The sequence below is a fragment of the Methylobacterium longum genome (genome assembly GCF_022179385.1).
Classification (GTDB): domain Bacteria; phylum Pseudomonadota; class Alphaproteobacteria; order Rhizobiales; family Beijerinckiaceae; genus Methylobacterium; species Methylobacterium longum.
On sequence record NZ_BPQS01000014.1, the window covers coordinates 83,830 to 96,319 of the forward strand.

The following is a 12,490-nucleotide window of genomic DNA, read 5'->3' on the forward strand; positions in this document are numbered from 1 at the left end:
GGTCACCCGACGCGCGGATCCAGGGCATCGGCGAGGCCGTCGCCCAGCAGGTTGAGCGCCACCAGCGTGGCGATCAGCAGGACCGCCGGTCCCGCGAGCAGGTGGGGGGCCGCCTCGATGGAGCGGGCACCCTCCGCGATCAGCACGCCCCAGCTCGTCTGCGGCTCCTGCACGCCCAGGCCCAGGAACGACAGGAAGCTTTCCAGCAGGATCACCTGCGGCACCAGCAGCGTGGCCGTCACCGCCACCGGGCCGAGCGTGTTGGGCACGATGTGCCGGAGGATGATGCGGGGCGTGCCGAGCCCGAGGGCGCGGGCCGCCCGGACGAAGTCGCGCTCGCGCAGCGACAGGGTCACGGCGCGCACCACGCGGGCCATGTCGAGCCATTCCACGGCCGCGATCGCCACCAGCATGAGCAGGAGGCTCGGGCGGAAGAACACCAGCAGCAGGATCACGAAGAACACGAAGGGGAGGGCGTAGAGCACGTCGACGAGGCGCATCATCACCGCATCGACGGCCCCGCCCAGGAAACCCGCCGTGGCGCCGTAGGCGACGCCGATGAGCAGCGCCACGAGGCTTGCTGCGAGCCCGATCGCCAGAGAGACCCGGCCGGCGACGAGGCAGCGCGTGAGGAGATCGCGCCCCTGCACGTCGGTGCCGAGGGGGAAATGCAGCTGTCGGATCGGGACCGCGATCGCGAGGCTGCGTCCGGCGTCCCGCTCCTCCAAGACGTCCGGCGGCCCGAACAGCCCTGAGCGCGGCAGGTAGGCGAGGCTGCGCCGGTCGACGCCCGCGTCGGAGCGCAGGGTCAAACGCAGGGTGTCGCCCTCGCGGGCCACCGCCTCCAGCTTGACCCGCATGCGGAAGGCGAGGCGCTCCAGAGCCGGTCCGAGATGCGCTGGATCCGGCTGCGCAGCGAGGCCGGCCGGCAATTGGCGGAGGTCCGGATAGGCGCGTTCGGGCTCGCGACCGGTGACACCCGGACCGATCAGGCAGGCGAGGCCGATCAGGACCAGCACGATGAGAGCCGCCATCGCCGTGCGCGTCCGGCCGAGGCGGCTTAGGGCGCGCCCGGCCGGGCTCGTCATCGCGGGCGCCGCGCTCAAGCGTCGGCCCGCAGGCGCGGGTCGAGCCACGCGCAGGCGAGGTCGGCCGCGAGGTTGAGGGCGATGACGAGCCCGGCGACCAGAAGCACCGTGCCCATCACCAGCGTGTAGTCGCGGTTGAGCGCGCCCTCCACGAAGTAGCGACCGATGCCCGGCAGGCCGAAGATGGTCTCGACGACCACGGATCCGGTCAGCAGCGCCGCGGCCAGCGGCCCGAGATAGGCGACCACCGGCAGCAGCGCCCCCCGCAGGGCATGGCGCGTCACACGGGCCGGCGGCAGGCCGAGGCTGCGCATGGTGCGGATCGGCTGCGTGCGCAGCACCTCTCCCAGAGAAGCCCGCGTCAGCCGGGCCAGGGCGCCGACCTGGGGCAGGGCGAGGGTGACGACCGGCAGGACAAGGTGGCTCGGCGATCCGCCCTCCCAGCCGCCGAGCGGCAGCCAGCGGAGGGTCAACCCGAAGGCGATCTGAAGGAGGGGGGCCACCACGAAGCTCGGCAGCGAGAGCGTCAGGGCCGCACCGACACCCAGGAGCCGGTCGACGGCACCGCCACGCCGGAGGGCCGCCGCGATCCCGAGACCGACACCCAGGAGGGCCGCGAGGCCGAGCGCGAGGGCGCCGAGCGTCGCCGACACCGGCAGCCCCCGGACGATGAGGTCGAGGACGCTCTGATCGCGGAACGAGAAGGATGGCCCGAGATCGCCCCGTGCCAGGGATGCGAGGTAGCTCCCGAACTGCACGATCAGGGGACGGTCGAGGCCGTAGACACGACGCAGGTTCTCCAGGGCGGCGGGCGCCAGCGGGCGTTCCAGGTCGAAGGGCCCGCCGGGCGCCAGACGCATCAGGAAGAAGCTGACGGTGACGACGGCGAGCAGCGTCGGGAGCGCCTGCGCGAGGCGGCGCAGGATGAAGCGGATCACGCGTCGAGCCTCAGGAACCGGGTCGGCGCGGCGTTGCGCAGGTTCGGGTGGTAGCCGTGCAGCCGCGGCGCGATCAACGCCTTGGACCGGTAGTGCATCAGCGGGATCCAGGGCAATTCGCGCAACGCGATCGCCTCCGCTTGGTAGAGCAGATCCGCCCGCCGGGGGATATCGCGCTCGGCTGCGGCCCGGGCCATCAGGTCGTCGTAGGCGGCGTTCGACCAGTGCCCGGCGTTCATTCCGACGTTCCCGCTCTGGAGCAGGAACAGGAAGTTCTGCGGATCGGAATAATCCGCGATCCAGCTGTAGCGTGCCACGTCGAAGTCGCCGCCGTCGCGCAGATAAGCGAAATGCGTCTTGGCATCGGTGTAGACGTAGCGGGTCACGATCCCGAGGTCGCGCCACATGTCGCCGACGGCCAGGGCGACGGTGCGGTTGTTGTCGCTGACGTTGAACCGGTACTCCACGGTGAGGGGGCGGTCGGGCCCGATGCCCGCCTCGGCGAGCAGGCGGCGCGCCTCCGCCTCGTGATCGATCGGCAGGCCGAGCCGCCCCGCGGTCTCGGGAGGCGTCCGGTAATTGTCGAGGCCGGGTGGGCACAGCGAATAGGCGGGGCTCATGGTCCCGCCGTTCAGCCCGTCGGCGAGGTATTCCCGGTCGATGACCAGCGAGAGCGCCTGCCGGACGCGCGGGTCCGAGAACGGCGCCTTGCGGGTGTTGATCACCAGGGCCGCCAGGCCGAGGCCGGGCCCGAGCACCACCTGCGGTCCGAAGCGGCGGCGCAGATCGGCGATCTGATCGACCGGCAGATCGGCGAGGGAGTCGATCTCGCCGGCGGCGTAGCGGCGCACGGCCGAGGCCATGTCCGGCGTGGGCAGGAAGTCGACCCGGCGTATCGCCAGCGTCGCCGCCTCGGGATGGTGCGGGTTGGCGTGCAGGCTGATGGCGCCGCCCGGAACCCGGTCGCGGAGGCGATAGGGTCCGTTGGTCACGAGATTGCCGGGGCGGGTGAAGCTGTCGCCGTGACGCTCCACCGACGCGCGATGCACCGGCAGGGCCGTCTGGTGGGTCAGGAGCTCCAGGATGTACGGGGTCGGCTGCTCCAGCGTGATGGACAGCCGAAGCGGTGCCTCGGCGGCGACCCCGAGGGCGGTGGCGGGCTTCTCGCCCCGGTTGACGGCGGCGGCATTCCGGATCGGGAACAGCACCTCGGCGTATTTCGCCCCCGTGGCCGGGTCGAGGATGCGCCTGAGCGAGTAGGCGAAGTCCGCGGCCGTGACCGCCTCGCCGTTCGACCAGCGGCCGTCCGGCCGCAGGTCGAAGAGCAGGGTAACCCCGTCCTCCGCGACGGTCCAGTGTCGCGCGGCGCCCGGGATGAGCGCGCCGTAGTTGTCGTAGGTGAGCAGGCCGTCGCAGAGATCCCGCAGGATGTGCGCCTCCGCGACCGTGGACGAGCGGTGCGGATCGAGGGTCTCCGGATCGGCGTCGTTGCCGCGGCGATAGACTGCCTCGACCGCCTCGGCCGGACCGACCGATGCCAGGGCGGCGGCGCCGGCCAGCCAGTCGCGGCGGCGCAGACGCATTGTCAGGCGCCGGTCTCCGCCATCAGGCCGGCCGCCTCGATCCCCGCCACCGCGCAGATCTCGTCGTTGTCGGATGTGTCACCGGAGATGCCCACCGCGCCGAGCAGCCGCCCGTCGCCGGCGCGGATGAGGACGCCGCCCGGCACCGGCACGAGGGCAGCGGGGCCGGCGAGGTGGGTCACCGCGGCCACGAAGTAGGGCTGCGCCTCTGCGCGGGCGTGGATCGCCCGGGAGCCGAGGCCCAGCGCCAGTGCTCCGTTGGCCTTGCCGCAGGCGATCTCGGCGCGACGCAGGGAGGTCCCGTCCTCGACGGACACGGATTTCAGCGCGCCGCGGGCGTCGTAGACCACCACGGCGAGCGGCTTCAGGCCACGCGCCCGCGCCTCGCGCAGCGCGGTCTCCACGATGGTGCGGGCGGCCTCGAGGGTCAGGTCGATCATGGGATACCAGGGCGCGGACCGCTTCGGGCGGCCGCCCAGACCTTATGGATCGGGTCGCGGCTGGTCCACTGCTTCCGGGCGCGCCTGGATTCGGATGGCCCGCGACGGCGGATGGATGCGCCGAGCGGCCGGCCGCATCCGTGTCGTCTCAGCGCGACGCGACTCCGTCGCGTTGACCCATCCACGCGGACGCCGGACCACCCGGGTGGCGTCCCCCGGTCGACGAGGGGTGCGGCTGCGGAGACGCCGGGCCCAGGCTGACGCAGGGATCGGCCAGTCCGTCCGCGCGATCCATCACATCGGTCGAGCCGGTGGCAGGCGCGTGATGCCGGCCAGGAACGCGTCGTAGCCGGCGGTCACCGCGTCCGGTTGCTCGAAATGCGGGAAGGCGCCGGTCGGCAGGGTCTCGACGCGCCAGTTCTCCCGGCCTGCGACGCGGGGTACCAGGCGGTAGTCGACGAAGTCGCCGCGCACGCCGTGGACCATCCAGACCGGCAGGCGCAGCCGCTCGTAGAGCCGCGTCGTGTCGGTCGGGAAGAGATGGCCGGCGATGAAGCACCACGGGGCATGCTCGGCGCCGGGCTGGTGCGCCGAGGCGTGATCGTAGTCGAACAGGCCCTCGTCGATCCGCGGCGAGCCGAAGGTCTTCTGAAGGAAGAAGCGCATGCTCGGCCGCGTGACCAGGGCGTCGAACACGGGCCGGCCGAAGGGCGGCCGGTCGAGGGCATCGCGCAGCCAGTCCCGCCCGCGATGGCCATCGGGCGGCCCCTCACCGGAGAGCTTCGCGTCGAAGCCGGTCGGGCTGATCAGGGCGAGGCTCCGGTAGCAGTCCGACCGCTCGAGGCTCGCGCGGGCCAGGAAGGAGGCCGAAAGGGACAGGGCCAGGGCGTCGATCGGCAGGTTGTCGTGGCGGCGCCGGATCTCGTCCGTGGCGGCGTGGATCGCCTCCACCATCAGCCGAGGGGTGTAGCGGCGGCGCGAGCGCTCGGAGAAGCCGAAGCCCGGCAGGTCGAGGGCGTAGACCGGCCGCAGGCCGCGATAGTGCAGGTACAGCGGGCGCACCTCGTACGCGTTGGCCGCGGCGTTGATGGAGTGGATCAGCAGGAGCGGCACGCCCTGCGCATCGGCGGTGCTGTAGAGCGACAGATCGCCGGCTCGCGCTGTCTCGAGCCGCTCGTGCCGGCCGGGCAGCGCCGGCGGAAGCGGCATGCGCCGGTTCACGGCGAGCCGGCTCCAGCCGACGAGGCCGACCGCCGCGCCGGCGAGCGTGAGGGCCGCCGCGGCCGCCGAGCGGCCGGCGCGGTGCCGGAACGGGGACGTCATCGCAACACCTCGCCATCAATCCCGCGCTGTGGGCGGTGGGCGACAACGCCGGTCCTGCCGGGAAGTGCCCGCACGATCGTGCGAAGTCCGGGTTACCTACGAGGCGTGACCGGCGAGGCTCCCGGCTTTGAGTGCCGGCACCTGGGCCGCCGAGCGAAGGGGAGCGTCGCCGCGGCCCGCCGCCTCGCGGAGGAAGTCCACGGTCGGCGGATCGTTGCGCCAGCCCTGCACGCGCTGGGAGACCAGCAGGTTCCGCGCGCGCCGGTCGTAGTTCGCGTACGAGGCCGCCACGAACTCGGCCCGGCTCATGGTGCGGGCGGGACCGGAGCGGCGCGTCTCCGCCTTGAAGAACAGGGCGCTGCCCGGGATGCCGTAGTGCTGGGCGATCTCGGGATAGACCGGCCAGCTGCCCTGGCCGCCGAGATCGTCCGGCAGGAAGGCGTCGAGGTCGCATTCCTCGAAGGGCACGCCGGCTTTGGTCAGGAGGCCCCGGGTGAGATCGCAGACCACGTAGAGCTTGGTGTGGTTGATCGAGTGCATGAAGCAGCCGCGCCGCGCCCAGCGCGTCAGATGCGTGTCGAGGTCATAACCCGCCTGGACGCCCAAACTGCGCAGGTAGGCCACCGACTCGTCCCAGAGATTGTAGTAGCCGAGGCGCTCGAATACCGGCTCGGCGAACAACCGCAGCGCCTGCGCCTGCGACAGACCCGCGAGGTAGGCGTAGAGCGTGACGGCCGAGTGCGAATGTCCCATCGGCCCGGAGATCAGGCCGTTGAGCGTCACGTGATCCTGCACGCCGACATGGACGAGGTCGGGATGGTAGGCGCCGAACACGATGGTCGGAATCAGGCGGACCTTGGGATGGGTGCGCAGCGTGTCGATCGTGCCGCCGCCCTTGAACCGGGGCAGGTAGATGCTGGAGAAAACGTGATCGTAGCCGTCCGCGTGCGCCATCAGGTCGGCGAGTCGCGGGAAGCGTCGCGCCGCCGTGAAGGCGGAGACGAAGTCCACGTGTGCGTCGGGCAGCAGGTAGCGCATCGCCTTGGCGATCGCGCCGGCCTGACACACGCCGATCACGAGGATGCGCGGAGAGCCGGTCCGCTTCTTTCCGAATTGCGCGAGCCGGTGCCGCGCGCGCCAGAGGCTATCGACGGTCAACATCCGGCTTCAATCGCATGTCCGCCGGCCGCGGGCAAACGGCTCTGTCGGCCTGGGGCGCCGTCGATCCAGGATCGGTCCGCCATGGCCACGCCGACACCGGGCATTGGGGGAAAGCCTCCGCCGTCGTCGCTCCCGTCCCCGTCGGAGGACGCCGCGGATGGCTCCCGCACCGTGATTTGTCGACCAGCCGTGTCGACGCCAAAGGGCGCAAATGGCAATGCGGTCGATTTTAAGAGACGGATTGAAGATATTGTAGGGTGATGTTGAGGCGTAATCTAGTAAATCCAGGATGTGGTAATACATACTTTATGCGGATTGGGTTGAGGGATCTTGCCTGGGACAACATTTGAGCTGGGATGATCTGCCATTGACAGGGATATCCTGTGGCGCGCACATTCGACATCGCAGAGCATGAAGCTCAAGAATCGCGCACCTCCGGGCATGACGACCGCCGGGTGCCCGTCGAGCGAGGTGACTCGCCTCCGTCCGCGAAGTGTCGGGGCCTTACAGGTTTCATGTCTGTGCCTACCGGGTTGCGTGTAGACGATCCAGAATCGGCACGTCGGGTCGATGGGTTTCGACCCGTTTGTGACGCTGCATGGGCGTGAGGCGACGGCGGACGCGATCAGAGCGTCCACTGGCCCGATCGTTCTTGTTGGCGATCCGGCCTGGGCAATCGTCGGTATCGGCGTCCCCGCAATTCCAAGGTTCCTGTTTGAGGGGCCGATCGCCAAGAATGCAGCAAGTACAGTTGAGATATCGTCCCATCAGCGATCGTAGTGTTCTGTCAGCGAAGCCGGGGTGGGTTTGGGCAGGAGGAGGGGTCGCAATGGACCACATACCGTCGATGGCCGCGATCTCCGCGGCGACGCAGAAAGCGCAAGCGGCCGACGCGGCTTCACTCACGGTGGCGAAGGAACTCGAAACGCCGGTCGCGGCGGGGCTCGATCCGCGGTCGATCTACACGCTGTCGCCGGTCGCGGCCGACGCCGTGCTGTCACTCGCGCAGAGCAGGACGCAGGCAGTCCAGACTGCGGAATTCGGCACGCGATACGGGCACGGCGCTCAAGCTGCCGACGCGGTGATCGCCACGGCCGTGACGGCGACGCCGATCATCACGACGGAGCCCACGAAGTCGGTCAGCGCCGCGAATCGGAACTGGAACGAGGATGTCCGGCTGCAGCCCGTCGTATTCCGGAAGGTCGGCGCCGATCTGACCGTCCGATACGACAACCCGCGGGTGATGGCGGCGTGGAGCGCGGCGTTCCCGGATATCGCGGGCCGGAAGTTCCGTGGTCTTCAGGTCTCGGACACGCACGTCAAGTCGGCGCTCGCCGAGGCCGCGAAGGAGGCCGGGTTCAACGGACGGCAGACGGATATCTACCTTCTCTGCAACAGTGAGAAGTTCAAGGCTTTCAGCGACGACCATCCGGGTACGAAGATCAACTGGATCAACATCGACGACGATGACATCCTGCTGTTCTGGCCGAAAGAGGCGGACCCGGACTAGGTGATCGTCGTCGCGGGCGCAGCCGCTCTCACGGAGGCGCCCGCTCGCCGTTTGCCTCAGAGTGCCGGAAGCACGGTACGCAGGTGGGCGGCGAAGGCACGCGTCAGCGGCGAGGCGTGGCGCTCGTCCAGACGGAGCGTCAGTCCGATCCGCGGGAGGGACGGCAGCCCGCTCCCACGGCCCTGGATCCGCAGGTCCGGTGGGACCGCCGAGCGGGTCAGCACCGCCACCGCCTGGCCGGAGCGCACCACCGCCAGCAGCCCCGACAGGCTGCCGCTCGCGTAGGCGATCCGGTAGGCCCGCCCGGCCCCGTCCAGCGCGGCGAGGGCGGCACGGTGATCGAGGGTGTCGGGGTCGCCCAAGGCCAGCGGCAGCGGGTCCGGTCGCGTGACCGTCCCGCCCTTAGGTAAGACCCAGACGAGTTCCTCCCGCCGCAGGATCGCGCGCTCCGCCGCGATCGGCACGGAGACGAGGGCGAGGTCGAGGCCGCCGCGCTCGAGCCGTCCCTCCAGGCGCGGTGTCGCGGCGCAGACCACCTCGATCGCCGCGGCCGGATGATGCTGCGCGAAGCCGCGCAGGAGAGTCGGCAGGAATGCTTGGGCGTAATCGTCCGGGCATCCGAACCGGAGGGAGCCGCTCAATGTCCCGCCCGAGAACTCGGCCAGAGCGTCGTCATGCGAAGCGAGGATGCGGCGCGCGTGGACCAGCAGGCGCTCGCCCTGGACGGTGAGGAGGACGCCGCGTCCCGTTCGGGTCAGCAGCGGCCGGCCGACGAGCTCTTCGAGCCGTTTCATCTGCATGCTGAGGGCGGCCTGGCTCCGGCCGACGCGCTCTGCGGCCCGGCTGAGCGCCGCCGTCTCCGCGACGACGGCGAAGCTCCGCAACAGATCGACGTCGAGCGTTCGAGCCATCAGGATCCCTGAACCCTCCGTTCAGAACTATAAGCTTCTCCGGCGATCCGGCCGCTCCTACCATGATCCCGCCGAGCACGAGAGCAGGATCGACCATGACGCGGAACGCCGACCCGGACCTCTGGACCCGGGCCCGCCGGCACTTGGTGCGCTACGGCGGCACCTTCGCACCGGTCATCATCGAGCGGGCCGAAGGCAGCTTCGTCATCGATGCCGACGGACGGAAGATCCTCGACTTCACCTCCGGGCAGATGAGCGCCATCCTGGGCCATGGCCACCCGGAGATCGCCGCCGTGGTGGCCGATCACGCGCGGACGCTCGATCATCTGTTCAGCGGCATGTTGAGCCGACCGGTTGTCGATCTGGCGACGGAGCTGGCCGGGATCGCTCCGGGCGGCCTCGAACGGACGCTGCTGCTCACGACGGGGGCTGAGGCCAACGAGGCCGCCCTGCGCATGGCCAAGCTCGCGACCGGCGGCTGGGAGGTGGTGGGCTTCGCCCAGTCCTGGCATGGCATGACGGCCGGAGCCGCCGCGGCGACCTACAGCGCCGGCCGCAAGGGCTACGGTCCCGCGCAGGTCGGGTCCTTCGCGATCCCGGCGCCGAACGCCTACCGGCCGGCCTTCGAGCGCGACGGCGCGGCCGATTGGCAGGGCGAACTGGACTACGCCTTCGCTTTGGTGGACCGGCAGAGCACCGGCAACCTCGCGGCCTTCCTGGCCGAGCCGATCCTCAGCTCGGGCGGCATCCTCGATCTGCCGCCCGGCTACCTCGCGGCGCTGAAGCGCAAATGCGTGGAGCGCGGCATGCTGCTGATTCTCGACGAGGCGCAGACGGGCATCGGCCGCACCGGCCTCATGTTCGCCTGCGAGCGGGACGGCGTTGTGCCCGACATCCTCACGCTCTCGAAGACCTTGGGTGCGGGGCTGCCCCTGGCGGCGGTCATGACCACCGCGGCGATCGAGGATCTCTGTCACGCCCGCGGGTTCCTGTTCTACACCACGCACGTCTCCGATCCGCTCCCCGCGGCGGTCGGCCTCAAGGTACTGGAAATCGTCGCGCGCGACGGGCTCGTCGCCCGGGCGGCGACGGCGGGCGCGCGGCTCGCGGCGCGGCTTCGCGCGCTCCAGCAGCGCTTCGCCTGCATCGGCGACGTGCGCGGGCGGGGTTTGCTGCAGGGTGTCGAGATCGTCGCCGACCGGGCCACCAAGGTACCCGCCCCGGACCTCGGCGACGCCGTCACCCGCCGCTGCCTCGAACTCGGGCTCAGCATGAACATCGTCCAGCTCCCGGACATGGGCGGCGTGTTCCGCATCGCGCCGCCGTTGACGGCCTCGGACGCGGAACTCGATCTCGGGCTCGACATTCTGGAGCGCGCCCTCGAAAGCTCCGTCTGAGGCGCTGCTGCGCCCGCAACGAGTGCCCGGGCTCGAGGGATCGCGACGCTCCGGCGTTACGCCGCCTCGATCTCCGCGCTCACGGTCAGCCACTCTTCCTCGGCGGCCGCGAGCGCACTCGCCGCATCCGACCGCATCTTGGCGATCTCGCCGGCCTTGGCGGCGTTCTCGCGGAAGGCGGACCCGTCCTCCAGGGCGGCGTCGATCTTCTGGATCGCGGCGGTCAGCTTCGCCATCCGCGCCTCGATCGCTTCCAGCCGCTTCCGGAGCGGCGCCAGGGCCGCGCGCCGCTCGACGCCGGCACGGCGCGCCTCGGCCTTCTGGCCGCCGGAGGATTCGGCGTCGCGCTCCACCTCGCGCTCCGGGCCCGACAGGACGAACCGCCGGTAATCGTCCATATCGCCGTCGAAGGTCTTCACCGTGCCGTCAGCGACCAGCCACAGCCGGTCGGCGCAGGCCTCCACCAGGAAACGGTCGTGGGAGACCAGGATCACCGCACCCTCGTAGTCGTTGATCGCCTCCACGAGGGCCTGCCGGCTCTCGATGTCGAGGTGGTTGGTCGGCTCGTCGAGGATCAGGAGGTGCGGCCCGTGGAAGGCCGCGAGGCCCATCAGCAGCCGCGCCTTCTCGCCGCCCGACAGCTTCTCCACCGGCGTGTCGGACTTGTTGGCGCCGAAGCCCAGCCGGGCGGTGGCCGAGCGCACCTTCGCCTCGGGCACGTCCGGCATCAGGGTCCGGACATGCGCGTAAGCGCTCTCGGCGGGACGCAACTCGTCGAGCTGGTGCTGGGCGAAATACGCCACCTCCATCTTGGACGACCTTTTGACCTCGCCTGCGAGCGGCCCGAGCCGACCGCCGATCAGCTTGCAGAAGGTCGACTTGCCGTTGCCGTTGGCCCCCAGCAGCGCGACCCGGTCGTCGGGGGCGAGGCTCAGATCGAGGCCGGTGAGCACGATCCGGTCACCGTAGCCGGCCTTCACCCGCTCCATGGCGACGATCGGCGGCGATAGCGGCTTCTCCGGGCTCGGCAGATGGATCACCGGCACGTCGTCCTCGATGAGGGCCGCGATCGGCTCCATCTTGGCGAGCCGCTTCATGCGCGACTGCGCCTGGCGCGCCTTGGTGGCCTTGGCCTTGAACCGGTCGATGAAGCTCTGGAGATGCGCCCGTTCGACATCCTGCTTGGCCTTCGCCTTGGCCTGAAGGACGCGCTTCTCGGAGAGCTGCTTGGCGAAGCTCGTGTAGCCGCCGCGATAGATTGTCAGCTTTCCCCGGTCGAGATGGAGGATGTGGTCGACGCTGGTATCCAAAAGGTCGCGGTCGTGGCTGATGATGATCGCGGTGCGCGGGTAACGCTCCAGGTAGTCGTAGAGCCAGAGCGTGCCCTCGATGTCGAGGTAGTTGGTCGGCTCGTCGAGGAGCAGCAGGTCGGGCTCGGAGAAGAGCACCGCGGCGAGCGCCACCCGCATCCGCCAACCGCCGGAGAAGTCCGCGCAGGGCCGCGCCTGGGCGGCCGCGTCGAAGCCCAGCCCGTGCAGGATCGCGGCGGCGCGGGCGGGCGCCGAATGCGCACCGATATCCACGAGCCGGGTCTCGATCTCGGCCCGGCGCAGGCCGTCCGCGTGCTCGGCCTCCGCGATCAGGCGGGTGCGTTCGGTGTCGGCGGCCAGCACGACGGTGTGCAGGGTCTTGGGACCTGCGGGAGCCTCCTGCGCGACGGCGCCGATTCGCATGCCCTTGGGCAGCCCGATCGACTTCGCATCCACCGGCAGATCGCCCAGGATGGCCTTGAACAGCGTGGTCTTGCCCGCGCCGTTCCGGCCGACGAGCCCGACACGGGCTCCCTCCGGGATCGTGAAGTTCGCCGCGTCGAGGATCAGGCGGTCGCCGATGCGGTAGGTGAGGTCGTTGACGCGGAGCATGGCGGCGTTCTGGCGGTCCGGACGCGGCGAGGCAAGCGCCCTGCCGGCGCGCAGGGCCCGCGCGTTCGTCCGCAAGCACAGGAACAGTCCCGGGCCCTATTGCCCGTCCTGAAAGTCGCTCAACCGCCGACATTTTAACGGTTTCGCATCAAAGCTGCGTCAGTATCTGCCGACTAGCCTGCGAATGAAGGCACCGGCCGCTCTGCCGGTACGATCG

General features: G+C 70.4%; 10 protein-coding genes. 2 read left to right on the forward strand and 8 right to left on the reverse strand.

Annotated elements, in window-relative coordinates; all coding sequences use genetic code 11:
• Window positions 1-2: 2 nt before the first annotated feature.
• The 6 genes from MFF58_RS14730 to MFF58_RS14755 all read right to left on the reverse strand — a co-directional run bounded on the left by MFF58_RS14730 (window position 3) and on the right by MFF58_RS14755 (window position 6,533).
• The gene (locus tag MFF58_RS14730; protein WP_238289208.1) at window positions 3-1,088 is read right to left on the reverse strand and encodes an ABC transporter permease; all 1,086 of its coding nucleotides are present in this window, start codon (window positions 1,086-1,088) and stop codon (window positions 3-5) included.
• Window positions 1,089-1,102: 14 nt separating this feature from the next.
• Complete coding sequence (locus tag MFF58_RS14735; protein WP_238289209.1) at window positions 1,103-2,026, reverse strand: ABC transporter permease; 924 nt, start codon at window positions 2,024-2,026, stop codon at window positions 1,103-1,105.
• Window positions 2,023-3,609 (reverse strand): peptide ABC transporter substrate-binding protein, encoded by a 1,587-nt coding sequence (locus tag MFF58_RS14740; RefSeq protein ID WP_238289211.1) that lies wholly within the window; start codon window positions 3,607-3,609, stop codon window positions 2,023-2,025. Before MFF58_RS14740 ends, MFF58_RS14735 begins: the two co-directional genes overlap by 4 nt.
• Window positions 3,610-3,611: 2 nt before the next feature.
• On the reverse strand, window positions 3,612-4,049 hold the full coding sequence (locus MFF58_RS14745; RefSeq protein ID WP_238289213.1) for a GlcG/HbpS family heme-binding protein: 438 nt from the start codon (window positions 4,047-4,049) through the stop codon (window positions 3,612-3,614).
• A gap of 294 nt (window positions 4,050-4,343) precedes the next feature.
• Window positions 4,344-5,372 carry an alpha/beta fold hydrolase gene (locus MFF58_RS14750; RefSeq protein WP_238289215.1) on the reverse strand — a complete coding sequence of 343 codons (1,029 nt, stop codon included), beginning with the start codon at window positions 5,370-5,372 and terminating at the stop codon, window positions 4,344-4,346.
• Window positions 5,373-5,468: 96 nt separating this feature from the next.
• Window positions 5,469-6,533: a WcbI family polysaccharide biosynthesis putative acetyltransferase gene (locus MFF58_RS14755; protein ID WP_238289217.1), complete on the reverse strand. Its 1,065-nt coding sequence runs from the start codon at window positions 6,531-6,533 to the stop codon at window positions 5,469-5,471.
• Between the two features lie 847 nt (window positions 6,534-7,380).
• Between MFF58_RS14755 and MFF58_RS14760 the strand changes: the two genes are divergently transcribed.
• Window positions 7,381-8,043: a hypothetical protein gene (locus tag MFF58_RS14760; protein ID WP_238289219.1), complete on the forward strand. Its 663-nt coding sequence runs from the start codon at window positions 7,381-7,383 to the stop codon at window positions 8,041-8,043.
• 56 nt (window positions 8,044-8,099) lie between these two features.
• On the opposite strand, the gene MFF58_RS14765 is transcribed toward MFF58_RS14760, so the two are convergent.
• Window positions 8,100-8,954 (reverse strand): LysR family transcriptional regulator, encoded by an 855-nt coding sequence (locus MFF58_RS14765; RefSeq protein ID WP_238289221.1) that lies wholly within the window; start codon window positions 8,952-8,954, stop codon window positions 8,100-8,102.
• A gap of 95 nt (window positions 8,955-9,049) precedes the next feature.
• Between MFF58_RS14765 and MFF58_RS14770 the strand changes: the two genes are divergently transcribed.
• A complete protein-coding gene (locus MFF58_RS14770) occupies window positions 9,050-10,351 on the forward strand; it encodes an aspartate aminotransferase family protein (RefSeq protein ID WP_238289223.1) in 1,302 nt (433 codons plus the stop codon).
• 56 nt (window positions 10,352-10,407) lie between these two features.
• Here the strand turns inward: MFF58_RS14770 and MFF58_RS14775 are convergent, their stop codons facing one another.
• Window positions 10,408-12,273, reverse strand: coding sequence for an ABC-F family ATP-binding cassette domain-containing protein (locus MFF58_RS14775; protein ID WP_238289225.1), 1,866 nt, complete (start codon window positions 12,271-12,273; stop codon window positions 10,408-10,410).
• Window positions 12,274-12,490 lie beyond the last annotated feature (217 nt).